The organism is Halococcus salsus (genome assembly GCF_009900715.1).
In the GTDB taxonomy this organism is placed as follows: Archaea; Halobacteriota; Halobacteria; order Halobacteriales; family Halococcaceae; genus Halococcus; species Halococcus salsus.
This window is the reverse complement of record NZ_JAAAJC010000011.1, coordinates 15,115-30,944: the sequence shown is the minus strand read 5'-3', so window position 1 is coordinate 30,944 and position 15,830 is coordinate 15,115. Positions and strand designations below refer to the sequence as shown.

Annotated in this window: 15 protein-coding genes and 1 pseudogene; 8 read left to right on the top strand and 8 right to left on the bottom strand. The window is 53.0% G+C overall.

All coding sequences use genetic code 11. The features are described 5' to 3' along the window. Positions 1-69: 69 nt before the first annotated feature. Together GT355_RS16100 and GT355_RS16095 are read right to left on the bottom strand one after the other, a co-directional pair. A complete protein-coding gene (locus tag GT355_RS16100; protein ID WP_338036197.1) occupies positions 70-360 on the bottom strand; it encodes a hypothetical protein in 291 nt (96 codons plus the stop codon). After that, positions 347-1,168, bottom strand: coding sequence for an IS5 family transposase (locus GT355_RS16095; RefSeq protein WP_160135580.1), 822 nt, complete (start codon positions 1,166-1,168; stop codon positions 347-349). The genes GT355_RS16100 and GT355_RS16095 overlap by 14 nt, the downstream gene beginning before the upstream one ends. Positions 1,169-1,289: 121 nt before the next feature. Between GT355_RS16095 and GT355_RS16090 the strand changes: the two are divergent. Continuing rightward, positions 1,290-1,451, top strand: a pseudogene (locus tag GT355_RS16090) (integrase core domain-containing protein); the annotation flags it as partial. A gap of 265 nt (positions 1,452-1,716) precedes the next feature. Next, the gene (gene lrp / locus GT355_RS16085) at positions 1,717-2,187 is read left to right on the top strand and encodes an HTH-type transcriptional regulator Lrp (protein WP_160135568.1); all 471 of its coding nucleotides are present in this window, start codon (positions 1,717-1,719) and stop codon (positions 2,185-2,187) included. A 1,146-nt stretch (positions 2,188-3,333) separates the two neighbouring features. Here lrp and GT355_RS16080 read toward each other — a convergent pair. Beyond that, positions 3,334-4,137, bottom strand: a complete 804-nt coding sequence (locus GT355_RS16080) for a DUF6036 family nucleotidyltransferase (RefSeq protein WP_160135567.1) — start codon at positions 4,135-4,137, stop codon at positions 3,334-3,336. Further along, positions 4,134-5,060 (bottom strand): MarR family transcriptional regulator, encoded by a 927-nt coding sequence (locus GT355_RS16075; protein ID WP_160135566.1) that lies wholly within the window; start codon positions 5,058-5,060, stop codon positions 4,134-4,136. The genes GT355_RS16080 and GT355_RS16075 overlap by 4 nt, the downstream gene beginning before the upstream one ends. Before the next feature lie 937 nt (positions 5,061-5,997). On the opposite strand from GT355_RS16075, the gene GT355_RS16070 reads away from it, so the two are divergent. Then, complete coding sequence (locus GT355_RS16070; protein WP_160135565.1) at positions 5,998-6,642, top strand: thermonuclease family protein; 645 nt, start codon at positions 5,998-6,000, stop codon at positions 6,640-6,642. Here the strand turns inward: GT355_RS16070 and GT355_RS16065 are convergent. Further along, the gene (locus tag GT355_RS16065; protein WP_160135564.1) at positions 6,639-6,827 is read right to left on the bottom strand and encodes a hypothetical protein; all 189 of its coding nucleotides are present in this window, start codon (positions 6,825-6,827) and stop codon (positions 6,639-6,641) included. The two genes, GT355_RS16070 and GT355_RS16065, sit on opposite strands and share 4 nt — an antisense overlap. A gap of 234 nt (positions 6,828-7,061) precedes the next feature. On the opposite strand from GT355_RS16065, the gene GT355_RS16060 reads away from it, so the two are divergent. Further along, positions 7,062-7,418 (top strand): nuclear transport factor 2 family protein, encoded by a 357-nt coding sequence (locus GT355_RS16060; RefSeq protein ID WP_160135563.1) that lies wholly within the window; start codon positions 7,062-7,064, stop codon positions 7,416-7,418. 695 nt (positions 7,419-8,113) lie between these two features. Here GT355_RS16060 and GT355_RS16055 read toward each other — a convergent pair. Then, complete coding sequence (locus GT355_RS16055; protein WP_160135562.1) at positions 8,114-10,222, bottom strand: HEPN domain-containing protein; 2,109 nt, start codon at positions 10,220-10,222, stop codon at positions 8,114-8,116. A 195-nt stretch (positions 10,223-10,417) separates the two neighbouring features. Here GT355_RS16055 and GT355_RS16050 point away from each other — a divergent pair, with 195 nt between their 5' ends. Both GT355_RS16050 and GT355_RS16045 read left to right on the top strand, forming a co-directional pair. Next, positions 10,418-10,960, top strand: a complete 543-nt coding sequence (locus GT355_RS16050; RefSeq protein WP_160135561.1) for a hypothetical protein — start codon at positions 10,418-10,420, stop codon at positions 10,958-10,960. Positions 10,961-10,967: 7 nt separating this feature from the next. Continuing rightward, positions 10,968-11,393, top strand: a complete 426-nt coding sequence (locus GT355_RS16045; RefSeq protein ID WP_160135560.1) for a hypothetical protein — start codon at positions 10,968-10,970, stop codon at positions 11,391-11,393. A gap of 14 nt (positions 11,394-11,407) precedes the next feature. Here GT355_RS16045 and GT355_RS16040 read toward each other — a convergent pair whose 3' ends face one another. Continuing rightward, positions 11,408-12,190 carry a S1 family peptidase gene (locus tag GT355_RS16040; RefSeq protein ID WP_160135559.1) on the bottom strand — a complete coding sequence of 261 codons (783 nt, stop codon included), beginning with the start codon at positions 12,188-12,190 and terminating at the stop codon, positions 11,408-11,410. A gap of 104 nt (positions 12,191-12,294) precedes the next feature. On the opposite strand from GT355_RS16040, the gene GT355_RS16035 reads away from it, so the two are divergent. After that, positions 12,295-13,545, top strand: coding sequence for an AlbA family DNA-binding domain-containing protein (locus GT355_RS16035; RefSeq protein ID WP_160135558.1), 1,251 nt, complete (start codon positions 12,295-12,297; stop codon positions 13,543-13,545). Between the two features lie 129 nt (positions 13,546-13,674). Here GT355_RS16035 and GT355_RS16030 read toward each other — a convergent pair whose 3' ends face one another. After that, positions 13,675-15,507: a DUF262 domain-containing protein gene (locus GT355_RS16030; RefSeq protein ID WP_160135557.1), complete on the bottom strand. Its 1,833-nt coding sequence runs from the start codon at positions 15,505-15,507 to the stop codon at positions 13,675-13,677. A gap of 127 nt (positions 15,508-15,634) precedes the next feature. Here GT355_RS16030 and GT355_RS16025 point away from each other — a divergent pair, with 127 nt between their 5' ends. Continuing rightward, positions 15,635-15,829 (top strand): hypothetical protein, encoded by a 195-nt coding sequence (locus GT355_RS16025; protein WP_160135556.1) that lies wholly within the window; start codon positions 15,635-15,637, stop codon positions 15,827-15,829. Position 15,830 lies beyond the last annotated feature (1 nt).

Here is a 15,830-nt window from a genome sequence, read left to right as displayed (position 1 = left end):
CTGAAAGTGAAAATTCCCGCCTCTCCCTTCTGAGACGATCTTGCTGGCTGTATCCCAGCGAAGTGCCGCTCACTCGTCAGTCGGCGTAATACGGACCTCTCCGTCAACCAAGTAGATGTACCCGCGGCTTTCGAGCTGGGCGAGTGCGTCTTCGGCGTCGGCTTTGTTGAACCGCTCGACATCGGTGATCACGTCGAGAGCCTCGTCTCGCGGGAGGGCTTCGCCGGTCCCGCCGGCCGCGTCGGTCACCACCGCGAGCGTGTCTTCGGCGAACGGCGGTATCCGTCGCCCTTCATCCATACGCGTTGTTTCAACTGCCGTGTTGAACCCGGGGACGGCGCGGTGATCACAGTGGTTCACAAAGCTGTTCGATGTTCGAGATAGAGAACATCAGGACGATTTCACGGAATTCACGATACCAGAACTGCGCTCGCACGGCGGAGCCGAGCGAGCGCTTCGTCGTCGAATACGACGTCTCGGACATCCACCGCTGAGAGTACCCAGCGTCCCGGATTAGCGTGTTGTGGCCAACCGTCTCTGTCGATGATCCGCGTTCGAGGACGAGTGGATCGACGTCAAGCGTATAGAACTCGAACTTGCTCATCCAGTCGTGAAATCCCTTGTCAGCGGCGACTGACAGCAGGTCGTCGGCGTTTCGCCGAACGACCTGCGGCCCGAGTTTCGTATCGTGCTTCCACTCGACCGAGCACTGCAGATCCAGCACAGCAAGCGACTCCGTATCGGTGATTGTGGTGACTTTCAGCGTCTTTACGTCTCGATCCGACCGCTTGAGGTAGTACGACGAAGCGTGCCCGCACTCGAAGAAGGTGCTGTCGAGGGCGACGTGACCGGACTGCGGGAGTTGCTCCGCAGAAACGCGGAGCAACGCCCGCCAAACCCGCATTTCGAGGCGGTCAAACGACTTGTAGATCGTGGAGTAGTCCGGAACATCGTTGAGATCGAGTTCGAGGATTTCGCGCAGTTCGCTGAAACATTGGAGACGATTTTCTGTTTCGCGGTAGCTATGGTCGTCTTCGAGCCGATAACAGTGAATGAGAACGTGTTTCCAGCGGGCGAGTCCGTTGGTGGACTCGCTCGCGCTCGTCCCCAACGCTTGTTTGATCAGACGTTTACACGTTCTCATGAAGTCGAGGAGATCCACTTCCACCATATCGGTCTTCCTCGGCTTCATCCTTACCGATGTGACGGTCTATCCTGCTGCCGTCCCTCGATTCAACAGAGCAGTTTTTTCTAATCTGATGCGCCACATCTAGAATTTCGAAAAGTGATTTCAAACCGTAACAATGCGAATCGACCGCTTTGGCTCGTTCTGGCGGGGGAGTTCACCCAGCGCGTGGTGCTGGCTGCGGTGGTTCAAGCATCACTACAACCACGACCGACCGAATCAAGCGCTCAATGGACGAACGTCGTTCGAGGAGATTTTCGACTAGACACTGTTTGAGGAGACTCGTGTTCGGTAGTTATTGTCGAACGCTGTAACTGGGAATGAAAAAGGTCTGTACTATGGCATATACATTGGATGTAGCCGGTTGAGTTCGCCCAGTGCGTGGTCCTCTGGGAAAGACGGAGACAGCGAATTTCGTGAGTTCCCCGGTCAAGCATACCAACCGGCTAAGGACAGATCGGCTGTCCGCCCTCATGCCTCTCTCCATTGTTTTCGAAAGATATTCTTTATTTATAGACAGACTCTTGGGAATGGTGTACGAGAACCTCGACACTGACCTCATCAACGAATTGCTGGGCAACGGACGTACAAGCTTGCGAAGCCTCGCCGAGACGCTTGATGTCTCGGTGACAACCGTCTCAAATCATCTTCAAGAGCTCGAAGAAACGGGTGTGATTCGTGGGTATTCGCCCACTGTAGACTACGATGCACTCGGATACGACGTCACAGCCATCATGCAACTCACGGTAGAAGGAACCGCGCTTTCGGATGTGACTGACAGCCTCCGCGAACATCACCAGATACTCTCGGTTTACGAGGTGACCGGCGGGTTCGATATCATCGCGATCGGGAAGTTCAGAGACACCGACGATATGAACGGCCAGATCAAGAGCCTCCTGAACGACTCCGGAATCAACGAGTCCAACACCAGTGTCGTGTTGAACAAGGTGAGCGAACACGACCAGTTCGAGATCGACACAGACACCTCATCAAGCGAGTAGACGGGATTCGGTTGCCGCACTGTTCGTCAGTATTCCCATTCATGCTCTGTTCTTAATAGACAAAACAATTATTACATACGAGATACACTGAACAATCGGCCGGATGGTAGGCCAGTCATGGAATTGTGGTAGGCATTTCCCATCCGGTGACCTGTCATGAGACAATGGGGTTGGGCCACCCTCATCACGGCCTTTCACTGCGAAGAGAGCACCCACTTATGTGCATGACTATTCCGGCACTCTCTGACAGTAGCTAATAGTTCCCTGAATTTACTCATGGCAGGGGTGCATTGAGATCGCTGACATGGGCTTCTCCAGAACTTTTCCACATTCAATGTATCCAAGAATTATGGTTTACACCTCGGCCTGACGAATTGTAGATCGTCACTATGCACACGTAGAGAATCAGATCATACGGAAGGAGGGAGCAGGATAACAGGGGAAATGCCAGTGTAAAACACGCCTCTCTCCACGGGACCAAGCGCTGGATGTGATGTGTTATTTGGTAACAAGAACTAAGGAGTCCTAACCTGTATTGAGATATGCAGGCGTGTTGCCTGTACTACGTGCGGCCAACACAGGGACACCGTGCGTAGGAGTATACGCGAACCATGGGCCGGGGGTCAAACCGGCCGGCCCATTTTCCTCAAACACTCCCTAGAGGAAGACTTCGGGAGGAGGGCGACGCGCTCGTTAGTGATTTCGGTCCCGGATCCCGCTGCTGGTAATGGCTTAGACCGTATTGGATACTGAGAGTTGAAGGATGCGTCTCTGCAGAATTCTATCCCGCGCAGAACTCGCCGATCCTCTCCCGTATCTTCACCTTATCGCCAGAAGTACTTAAAAGAATCAGCGACCAGCAGAACAAGCTCCGTCTTGAGGAGGAAAACCGAAAGATGAGCCACGACTCTCATAGGGCTCGCTTCGAGAGCTGTTGAACCGTCTCGACGCCATATTCTTTAGACCAGTCGAGAAATCCGATGAGAGCGAGAGTCGAGATTTGGGAAAGTGTACTCAAGATTGGAGAGCTAAGCACGAGTAACGATTGTAGCAGCGAGCATATGTGCCGGGTGGATAACGAAACCAACTGGGGACGAGTTCCCAGACCGATAACCGCCTTCCCTCTAAGTAGGATTAGAGATCAGACTAATCCATCGGACTGACTGTTTCACCATCTTGGTATATCCGGTCGAATTCGGCAAGATACGCGACCCTGTCTTGGACCACATCGATGTCTAATCCAAGATCAGTGGCCAGTTCGTGGATAGTCATCGGTTCGTCGAGTGCTTGGAGAACTTCGAGTCCGCGGTAATATTGGTCTGTTAGCTCCCGGATGGGGTCCTCGATCGGCGTGGTCACCCCGTACCGCTCATCGAGATCGACCAGGGCTTCGTTCGCGAAGGTTGCGAACTGGTCGTCGCCGAGCCGGTTGATCTGGACTTCGAGTTCATCTTGGACGACGTCATAGTCGAGGCCAGCCTGCACGAGCATGTTCATGTCCTCGATGTCGTCGTCACGGCCCGCAATCAGTTTGAATAGGAAGATATCCATATTACTGACCAGCCGAACGGTCAATCGGTCGGTCGCGAGGAACGGCTCACTTCGGTTGCGCATTCCCTTGGTCAACACGAGTTTGTTCGCGACCTGCTGATTGAAGATGTCGAGACGGCAGCCATCCTCGTTCTCGACGCAGCTCGTCGCACCCAGCGCCCGATAATCGGCATCCAGCGATTGTACCTCCGCATACCCACGATCCATCAGGACAGCCCACAGCTGGCCGTACGCGTCGCCATCTGTGACGACTAAGTCGATATCCTTCGTCGCTTCCTTGAGATCACGCAACGCCATTGCGCCACCACCGATCAGGTAGACCGTGAGCGGCTCAGACAGCTCATCCGCGATTCGCTGGAACTCGTTTTCGATATATTCTCGCCCGAATGTGGGCCTCATCGTGGTAGTGACACCTCGTAGTCAGCCGCCAACTCTTGGAACTCGTCCCACTCGGGGAGGCGCTCGTCGCTGAGTGCTCCTTGTGTCTCGAGATATCGGATCAGGCTGTCGATTTCGTCTTCGAGGCCGTACTTCGTTGCTCGTTCTCGAAACTCGCTCTCGTTGACATCGACGGAACTGAGCAAGAGTAGACAGTACGAGCGGTAGCGGGTGTCGTCGTCGATCAGCAACGTGTGACAACAGAGCTCCGCCGGTGAGACTGCCTCTATATCCTCGGAGTAGAGGTAGTAGCGATGGCGGGTCAGCAGAAACTGGAGGTCGAATGCCGCGAACCGAGCGAGGCCGGTTTCATAGAAGTGCTCTGTTTCAACCTTTGTGTCTGTCTGGGCGAGAAATTCATCGAAATCTTCCCAGAGAATCGTCCCGTTCGAGGCGACCGTTTTGAGGCGTTGTCGGTGGAGATGGTGGGCCAGCTCGCGTGCGAACTCGTGTAGGTGGTCGAAGTCGCCATTGAAGTTGTAGCGGCCGTCGTCCGTACCGACGAGACCACGGTCGCGAAGTTGTTTGAGGACTCGGTTAACCGTGTTGCGGTAGTTGTCGCTCCGGTCGGCGATCTCGGAAACGGTTCGCGGCTGATCGAAATAATACAGCATTTCGAGTGTCTTGCCGGTCAACAGCTCCGGGAAGTCGATGTGGGAGTGCTGGCGGACGAGGTTCTGATAGACCTCGACGGCTCGACTATCAGAGGGAACGACCCGCTTTTGGCGGCCGTCACGTTCCGTGTAGACGAGCCTCTTCTCGACAAGATCAGCGATTGCACGGGAGAGGTAGCTCTCACTGTGATCGAGCTTCGTTGCGAGTTCGGAGACCGTGTCGCCGGACTCAATGGTAGAGAGGACCTCAAGTTCGATGCGCCGGAGCACGGTGTAACATCGTAGGAAACTCATTTATAAACAAGTTTCGAGTAGTGTTACAGCCGGCAAGTACGGGACCCATCAACTGACTTCGCTAACAAAACGATGAACTAGCGTTCCATGTTGTGGATGCCGAAGAGGTGACAGAGGGTCTGGTTAAGCGCCTCTCAGGCCTCGCTCTCTCTCTTCTCGGGTGATGATTCCTGGGTAAGATCCCAACAGAGGGCTGCCTTTACCTCCGGAAACGATGGTGGATGCATATGGGCGATGGCCACGGCGCTCACAGCACATTCTCGCGCTGCTCAAACTTTCGAGCCCGACATCCACACCCTGACGGTGGACCTTCCGGATGTTCCTGAGGGATCGAACGAGTAATCACCACCCAAACACTTTTTATAGTTCTTTTCGATTGATAGCGACAGTGAACCGAACGCTACTTTCGCTCGTTCTCGTCGCTGCTCTCGTTTTCGCGGGATGTGGCGGTACTGGCTCGGATTCGGGCAGTACCGCCGTCGTTACCGGCGAAGCCGGTGGTGAGCAGACGAACGCTCCGGATTCCGAAACCGCGGCGAGCGCACCGTCAACGACTGCATCGACAGAGACGATGACTGCGACGGTAACCGCAACCCAAACCGCTACCCCGACGGCAACGGCGACGACTACCTCAACAGCGACTCAGACTCAGACCCGAACACAGACCGCGACGGCGACCACTACTGCTACCCCAACGGCCACTCCAACAGCCACGTCGACACCGACTGCAACACCTACCCCTACGCCGACACCAACGCCTACGGCTACTCCAACACCTACTCCTACGCCGACCCCTACGTCGACTGCAACGCCTACTCCGACGCCCACACCCACTGCGACCGAGACACCAGAACCCAGTGTCTCGGTTCCCGAGGGAGTCTCGGGTGACGCCCGCCAGGCGACGGTCACCCGCGTGATCGATGGCGACACCCTCGAAGTCGAGTTCGAGGACGGCGAGACTGACACTATCCGCTTCATCGGTGTTGACACGCCCGAGACGTCTCTCGGCGATGTCTCACCCGAGGAGTACGAGGGGATCCCGGAGACGGACGCCGCGCGGGACCACCTCTACAACTGGGGTCAGCAGGCCAGTGAGTATGCTACCGAGGAACTTGAGGGCGAGACCGTGCGTGTGGTGACTGATGACGAGGGTGACCGTCGCGGAAGCTTCGGCCGTCTGCTCGCGTACATCTACGTGGGTGAGACCAACTTCAACCAGCAACTCCTCGACCAGGGCTACGCCCGTGTCTACGACTCCTCGTTCTCGCTGCGCGAGGACTTCGACAGCACCGAAGAGGAGGCACGCTCGAACGATGTCGGCCTCTGGGACTTTGACGCCGAGGAGACCGCAACGCCTACCCCGACCCCGGAACCGGAATCCGGGTCCGGCGGTGATGGTGGTGTCGAGACGCCTACCCCAAGCGGCGATGCGAGCGACCCCTACGACTGCTCGGACTTCGACTCCCAGGAAGCCGCCCAGCAGGTCCTTGAGGACGACCCGAGCGACCCATCGGGTCTCGATGGTGACGACAACGGTGTAGCCTGCGAGTCGCTCTAATCGCGGTCGGGTCCCGACCACTCGTCATCGACTTGGGTGACGAGCGCTTCGTGCGAGATGTTCGCCTCGGCGAGCAACTGGTCAGCGAGCTCCCACGCACGGCGCTGGCGCGGGGAGATATCGCGGGCATCACCAGCGAATACGATGAGTGCCTCAGCAAGGAGTAACTGGTCCTGGGGATGCATGGGACCGATGGTTGCGTCATCGAATAAGAAGTCTGGGGAGAGTGCCATCGAACACATTCACAACCAGATCTCTATCATGTTAGCCGCGGATCGAACAATCCGTTTGAGAATAAAGGGTTCCCAGTACACGGGATTTTGAGAGGTACTAATGTCTCTGTTCTACTTTTGGATGTAAACGTTGTTCAATGATACTCTTCACGGCAGTTTAAGCAACTCCAGCCAGTATTTCCATCCATGGCGACCACTACTCCGGAGTCGGTAGTACGGACGTATTATGAGCTCGTGGACGCAGCTCGCTATGATGACCTTGTGAGACTCTTTGCTGAAGATATTCGCTACGAGCGGCCAGGACAGCCTCCTATCGAAGGACGGGATGCGCTCAGGGAATTCTACGAATCGGGTCGCCCGCTTGAAGATGGCAGCCATGAGATTCACAGTGTGATCGTTGAGGACCTCACCGCGGCGGTCCGGGGTTCGTTCACTGGGAAGCAACATGGCGAGCAGGTCCGGTTTGGATTTGCTGACTTCCATGAGTTCGAGAACGAGGTAATCACACGACGCTATACGTACACCGACCGCGATGAAGTATAGACTCTGGTATGCCGCGTTACGAATGTACCGAGTGCGAGTGGATGGGTGAAACACTATTCGAAGCACTCGATCACGCGAAGATTCACGAGGTTCGTCTTACTGGTGAGTGAGCCGCACGTCTTTTCGTATCTTACCTAACGCCTAACGAATGCTTGTGTTCTGCTGTTTGGTAAGATACAGGTGCCGACCTACCTATGAGAGTACTGTTGATGGTGTGGGTAGAACTCGCGAGAATGATCGGCAGCGTGTGGCAACTGATACGTGACCCCCGTGTTGTTGCTTCTATCTCTACTGTTGTAGTGCTTACAGCCGTCCCGAACGTGCGGGCACATGGTCGCACAGGCGCGCGGAATCCTCATGAAACGGCAGAACGAAGATAGATGGCATGGCAACGATCACCTGCGATAACTGTGGAGAGGAAACAGAATACGACGATTCGGATTCGACGGATCAAATCCCTTGTACGCACTGCAATAACATGATCCAAATCAACGACTAGTCCCCGAGTCTACCGGAGCCGCTCCCGAAGTCGCGGACCAATCAATTTTGAACCGTGTGCACACTCTACCCAGTGTAGGTAGCAAACAAAGTATAAGACGTAAGTGTTGTAGAGTGGCTAAGCTGAGTTGAAGTGGCTGGGATAGTTGGAAAGGAGTACCTTTTCGACAGTAGAATAATCGACATAAACATCTCTGTCAGTTATTACTTGTACCAATCCATCGCTTAGTCTTAGACCCCCAACTGAGCGCTGACTTCATGCTTCCTACAGCCCATTGCGGGGCTACACTCTCGGCTTGACGACGTATCAAATTGCAACGTTCCCTCAGACGGCGCTTAATCGATTCTGCCTTACTAAGCGATTCCATGTTTTCCCACCTAACCAGAACATTCTCTTTATCACTAGCATTCCTCACCTGGGGTATCTCTCTGTTGGGAAACCAAACTGGGTCTGCATAGTAAGTCTGGCCGTCGTAGGTAAACCTGATCGAGAATATTTCATTGATTGTGAAGTTGAGCGGAGATTCTGCTTCGAACCCTTTGATCTTGGCTTCGTAATACGCAAAGCGTCCATCCTCTACTAGTTGGGTGGTCATATCAACTCTACCATGCCGGTGGTCGCCGGACTCGATCAGTGCGCCGGAGGTTACTATTTCTCTCCCTAGCATAAAGGGCGAGCTTTTCTCAATTTCCTTCTTCTTTCTCCGGTACTCACTCTCTACGCTATCAATCAGGTTCTCCAAGTTGCTGGATACGTCAAGGTGCTCTGCGGTCTTTTGCAAAATGATTCCAGTGTCTTCTTTCAATTGTTTCAGATGTCGTTCCAGTTCAGGAATATTGCGTGCACCATCGTGTACGATTCGATTCCTGATGTCATATGCCGAAACGAACTTGTCCTTGTACGACTTCTCGCTTTCTCCCGCAATAGGAAGAAGCTTTGATGCCCGCTCGGACACTTGGTATTTCCCATCGTTTTTGTGAGGGGCTAACAAGCACTCAAGACTAATGATGGTGTTCAGAAACTGTTGCTCCGGCTCTGGGCTCTGCATCCCAAACCTCCGCCACCGTATCGCGTCCTCAAAGTTGCTCCCTAATACAGTATCTGTGTCGTGATTCAGATACGATCTAAACACTTCTTTCTTTGACTTGACGCTTGCTTCTGGATGGCCATGTCGTCCCAATTTGTACCGCCGCGTCCAGCCCATGCTCATGAACTCGAATTCATCATCACCGTTGAGTCGGTAGTATGTGACTGACGGCTCATAGAAAGGAGACTGTACGATAGACTCGTCACTTCCAAAATTGATAACATCCAACGAACGAGAAATGTTCTCCTTAGCCTTCTGCGTTTTAATAGTAGTTACTGGCCCTTCCACGGTTGTTTCCGCGATTGCTTCAAAATCAGCTTTGTTGAAGCTCTCCCTATCTCCCATTCGGTTCTCTATATCGAGTGATTCGGAATCAACTGAGTGGAATTTGACGGCACCTACTTGTTCTCCCATCCAGGTTGAGGGTAAGTTCGGCATCGGGATGTAGAGGGTTTCTTTGTCCCCTTTCTCCAGAATCCCGTCACAAAACCTATCAACTCGGTCTTCAGCTGTGGATGCATCCTCTGTGGAGAATCGCTGCAGCAATTTTTGCAGGGCTTTTCTATCCCAACCAGACATTAGCAACTCTGCTTGTATGTTTTTTATTGTATTTTGAAGCAAATCATCATTCAGAGAATCCACTCCATGCATATACCCCCGAAGATCGTGTACAAGACTTCGAACGTATTTTTCGATTGCCGCTTCAGATGCAATCTTAGAGCGAACCATAGCCAAGTCCGAACTGATCTGGTCAAGGTCCAATTCTTCTTTCGCTGGACGTTCGGATTCATTAGATATCACTTCACAGACTCGGCTGTGGACATCGTTTGCTTTGATGTCTAAATTCTCTGACTGAATCATCTTCTTTAAATCTTTTAAGTCGAAATCATAGTGGGACGAAAGTTCCGTATGTGCGTCCGATTTCAGATCACGAGCTTCATCTGCATCATGTCTCAAACACCGGTAAACATCGACAATCTCATTTAAATGGTAGTTTTTGTAAATCCTGTTTGCGGTTTCAATAACCTGATCCAAATTGTCAAGTATACTATCAAGTGAGCCATTTCCGTTGATGGACTCCTCCGAAGATTTGATGCGCGCAATCAACTCTGTTCGATCGCTCTCTGGCGTAGTACTTCTTTCAGTTAGTTCCCACCATGTCTCGTCAACTTTCAAATGCAGCTCGTCTTCAATTGCTTTGTCCCAAATCCGAGGCATGTCCGACTTAAGAGACACCTATCCGTAATCGTTGCCCTCTTATGTTGGTCTGTGAATCAAAGTTCAAAAACGGGTTCCGCTATATCGCGCCTCACTGCAGGCTGTCTCCGCTCGTTGCGTGTCTTTCGTCTCCACCGACCCGGCCTCGGAATAGCGGCATGGCTGTTCGACTTGGCTGGCGGGACGGACGCCGTGATGAGCGGCCTCAACGCGGTTCTCAACCCCGTCGATACGTTCCGGGCAGCCCTCTCGGGACTATCGAATTTCTCGGTGAGTGATATCCCGATTATCGGCGGTGCGCTTTCCTCTGGGCCTGCGGCCGCAGCATTCAACGCGATACTTCACCCCGCAGACGCGTTCCTCAGCACTCTTCGGGCGTTGAAAAATATCAACGTCTCTGATATCCCCATAATCGGAGGAATGCTCCAGAAGGGGATCAACGCCGGACAGGCGCTTGGTCAAGGATTCGCACAGGGGGCGCAGGGGAAGCAAGGAATCGTTGGGAAGGCCGCCGGTGGCCTCGCCGGTGCCGCTGCTTCGTTCCTCCCGAGTTCGGATGCCGACCGCGGCGCATTGTCGAACCTCCACGCGCGTGGTGGCGCGCTTTCCTCAACGCTTGCCGGCGGTGTCCGGAATAACGAGAGTATGGTCGGGTCGGCCGTCTCTCGGCTTGCTCGACGCGCAACGGAGAATCTACCACCAGTACGGGCTTGCGTCTCACGCCGGGCCGAATATTGAGGGAGAAATGGATCTCGGCGTCATCTCTCAGAAGGGGAACCCGCTCGACTACGGCCTACTGGGGACCACCATCGTCGAAGTTATCTACGGAACGGACAATCAGGGACCGCTCAACGACGCAGCCCTCGTCGGCTGGAACGGACTTCAACAGCCCGAGCGCGGCCCCTATCTCGACCTCCAGAACGGTCAGTACGTGAACGGCCAAATCGACAGCGTACCCGCCACTCTCCCCAATGCTCGAAAGGCGACGAAGCTCCGAATAGAGATAGACGCCGACGCGAACGAAACCCGATTCTATCAGGAGGGGGCTGTGAACGATGAAGTCACGCTCAATGGCGTCTCGCAGCGCGGGGACAGTGTTCTACACATCGACCCCGGTGGGAACGCGGATACGGTTTTCATCACCTACGCCCGTTATACATTCGACCAGTAGGACAAATAGGCGAGTTAGATGCTGTCGATAATCTCAGGTATGACTTCTGCATACCATGCTACATTGAGGTCTAACCACTCTTCTCCAGGGTCAACCGCTTCTTGTTTGAATGTCGCGGAGTGCACTCCAAGCAGCGCGGTTCGCGGACCACCCACTGTAATTCTGTTTTGAGATTGCATCATAGATTCTGGCGATGCAAGAACAGGGCTCCCACTTGTGCCCGGGTGCATCCGGGCATCAGTGACGAAAAGACGTGATCCGTCAAAGTTCACGCCATATGGGCTCGCGATGAGGGCATTTCGAAGAACTGGAAGGCCCATATTTGTGCCGACAAATATTCCTGGGTAACATGCTATTCGCGCTGTATCTCCACCGCTAATCCTACCAGGATCAGATATGAAGTGCTCTCTGGAAAATGCGAGACTGCCTGTTTGTGGATCTCCACCGTAAAGCGCAGTCAGGTTCCAGTCTGTCGGAACTACTGCTACATCCACATCCGTGTCGCTGGGATGCCGATACCAATCGCTGCCCATACCATCAGAAAGGTCAATATCTATGTACGATAGCTGAGTTATATCTGGGAAATTTCTGACGAAAATTCGTACCGATTCGGGATTATGGACTACATCCCCATTTTCATCGATATCTCTCAAAACATGCTGGTTAGTGATTAGATATGTTCTGTCGCCATGATTATAGTAAAAGCCAGTTCCGTGGCCGTCGCTATTTGGAAATTTGATAGTAGTTGTAGTCGCGTACAGCGGACTGACCCCTGTCGGTTGAGAATTTCCCGACATAATATATAATAATTGTGCAGGCACACAAATTGCTTTCGCCGATTAAGCTGAACGCAACGACACATAGCCCCAATATACCGAACAGATTGTTTGGCGGTAATATGATGAACCTCCAAGACGACCCATCTCTCATGCTATTGGATAATTGGCAGAATCTTTCCATGGATACCTTAGTTACCGCAATCGAGGACGGGTACCCAGAGGGGAAAGAGTTAGAGTTTAAACGAGAACAAAATCCAGACAATAGCGGTCATAAGCAGACGACTGTGGGGGAAGTGGTATCGTTTGCTAACGCCTCTGGCGGTGATATGGTCATCGGGATGGCTGACGAGGAACGTACCGCCTCAGGGTTTTGGCCCACTCATTACGAGGACGTAGATGAAACCATTCTGAGATGGGTCGACATCATCAAGCGAAACACCGACCCCGAAATCCCACAGCATCTAATTGAGATTGAGGAAGTCCAGGTGACTGAGGACTATGAGGAGTACGTAGCTGAACATTCCCCCTCGAAAACGGGCTCAATTCTGGTGATGCGAGTTCAGAGAAGTTGGCGATCTCCTCACCGAGAGACAGTCAAGAATAGGTTCTACGAACGGAGTTCCGGGGGGAAATCAGAACTTGATACTGGAGCTATACGCCGGGCAATACTTCAGGGAGACTTAGTGGTTGAACGCGCCCAAGAGTTCCGAGATGATAGGCTCGCTGCGATTCAAGCTGACGATCTCGCACTCCCTTTGGCCCCCCAACCCAAAGTAGTGCTTCACGTTGTTCCGAGCAATGCCTTCTCCGTAGAAGGAACACTTGATCCGGCTGCTGCCTCCCAAGGCCTTCAGCCAGACAATAATACGCGGCCAGTGCTACTTGCCGCTGATCGAAGACACATCGGGGAAGGTCGCTATACCGAGAATGGATACCTCCATGGTAGAATGGCCACGAACCCTCCCAACACATTTGCAACCATTACCCAAACATTTAGATCTGGTGTGATTGAAGCCTTGACTGCAACCTCATATAACAACCCAGATGGCGGAAATCCACTGATCTCATCTGGTCATGTTGAAAACTGTCTTGAAACCGCATTTCCAACCTTCATCGAATTTCTCACTCAGCAAGAATGCGCATACCCGTTCTACTGTTTCATTAGTCTAGTCGGGGCACGGGGCGCCTCTGTCGGAGGTATGAGAGATGCAATGGGTGCAGGTTCAATGGGCGGCGTTAGCAGTGATATTGCACGGCTACCTGCCGTACAAGTTGACTCTCCAACATCGGATCTGGAACCTATCATTCACTCATTGGTCGACTCGCTTCACAACGCAGGTGGGAGCTGGGGCCGACCCCGGACCGTAGAGTAGCTCTTTTTTCGCGTTCGTTCGGACGCTTGACTGTCAGAGGGTTCGTGACGGGAGCGCGGCGTTCGTCAACAATTCTACCAGCAGAGTAAGCGTATCCGGCAGACTAACTCTCTCGAATAACGCAGAAGCTTATCGCCAGTGATCAGACGTTGGTCCTGGCCAGATACCTACGGCGAGTTCCGAAAGCCATCTCCCTCGCTCCGCAATAGTGTTCTCGTCCCAATTGTCGTGCCATCGGTCGACGAGTCGCCGGTTGAGTAATAAAACTGAGTGGTCGTCGATAGCTTCCCGCTTTGTATCCCACGCAGCGTTCGAGATGGTGGGGTTCAGCTTCTCAGTAAGGATTGTTAGGTTCCCGACTGTATGCTTCATTTCATCGCGCTCGATCCGCTCAACTTCTTCAGGATCCACTCCTGGCAAGTCCCAGTGATGGGCCCATTCACGAGGGAGGATATGTTCGATATGGAGCTTCTGCGAGATCTCTAGTCCTTCGCTATATCCTGTGTCTCGCAGCTCCCTCTCAAATGCTCTGAAGACCATTCTTAGCCGTCGTTGATTAATGCGACTCCAGTATGGCTTCTCGACCATCGTTTGCCGAACTTCCTCGTCTGTGGGCCAGTATTCGCTTGCCCCTTCTTTGTCCTTGAAGAACTCTATGACGGTGGAAGCTACATTGTCTGGCTCGCTGTCCTGGAGGTCAGAAAGTAGCTCTAAGAAGATTCTATTGTAGTTCTTGGTTGTAACACGACAGAGCATCCGCCGTACGAGCCAGCTCTCTATCGCTTCGACGGCGGTCCGACGTTGCCTGGGTGGAATCGACTCGTCTCCATACAACCAGAGGAGGACCGGGATCGGCGTCGTAGTGTCCAAGACGTCAAGTCGTTTGAAAAACACGCCCTCACGGTCATCTGAGTAAGGAGCGGAGAATGTCTCATAGACACGAGCGTAGTGGTCGATATCTATGAGCACATCCTCCACCGAATTATCAGTCGTCTTCAGATAGTTCTGGAAGGTTGGAAAAAGCTTCTTAGCACGAACTCGGCTCGCAGTCCGCATAGTGAGCCAGTAGGTGAGAAAAACGTCGATCCGTGGGCGTTCCAGACGTCCCTGAACGACCTCTTCTCTCCACTCGTCTTCGTCGAACTGCTCCCAATACTTTTGGTGAAGTTCGTCAGCCGATAGGCCGTCATGGTCGGCCTGCCGGAGGAGGAAATTCTTGACTAGGTCTCCTGCCAATAGAGGTGTCCCTCTGGCATTGAGTGTTTCAAATATGACTTGCGAATCATCCAACGTTTCTAAATCAATCACCACAACCCGGACCAATCCCCACAGTGCGGTTGTGAGCGCACTAATGCACTTCTTTGGAGAATACTGACTCTCCTGTGACCAATCACGCACCTCATCGACAAAGTACCGATAACACTCTGCTATCTTGTGCTCTTGCTCTGTTTTGCGAGAGTCATCTCCCTCGTCTGTTTCCCGCATCACTGCTCGAAAGGCATCCCGATCCGGCTCTATCGGCCAGACTTTGAACTGGTGTTCTTCTTCGCGGATCAGGTTCCTGTTGTTGTATATGAGGCTGCGCAGCATGGATGCCTCCTGGGAAAGCCCCTCATCGAGTGCTACATCTCTCGCGGCGGAGAGAAGGATCTGTAGCGTCGTGAGCCGTTGCTGCCCATCGATAACCTCTCGGGTGTCGAGAGTGCTTGTGGAAGTCGAGCGCTGCTCGAGTACTATTGCACCCAAGAAGTGTGGGGATTGTTCAGGTCCGTCGAACCCGAGATTATCGATAGTTGCTTCACCCATCTCAGCTAGGAACTCTTCGACCACTTGGTGCAGATCGTCCCAGAGGAGTTGCCAGTGCTCCTCTTCGTTCCAAACGTACGGACGCTGAAAAGTCGGGACCACGTATCTGGTTTCTTTCTGGAATATATCCCTCAAAGTGAGAGTGTCTGCTTTCATACGTTATCATCCATGCTGTAGTGACTCACGCATAAACACTCCCCCAAATGAGGCCCGACAGTACGATGGTATTCTGCTTCATCTAGGAAAAGACTATAAACAGACGCTCAATAATGACAGTAACAATATGGTTCAGAAAAAGGTTGGGCACAACTCTGGGGAATCCGGTCGAATCAATGTCTCCGGGCGCGAACTGAACCAACTCGGGCTCACCACTGATAGCTTGGTAAATCTCGATATTGCAGAGTCAAAAGATATCGCCCACGCCGTCATCGACAGCAAAGACACAGAACGGTTTCTCATCGTCACTCCCGCCGAATAAC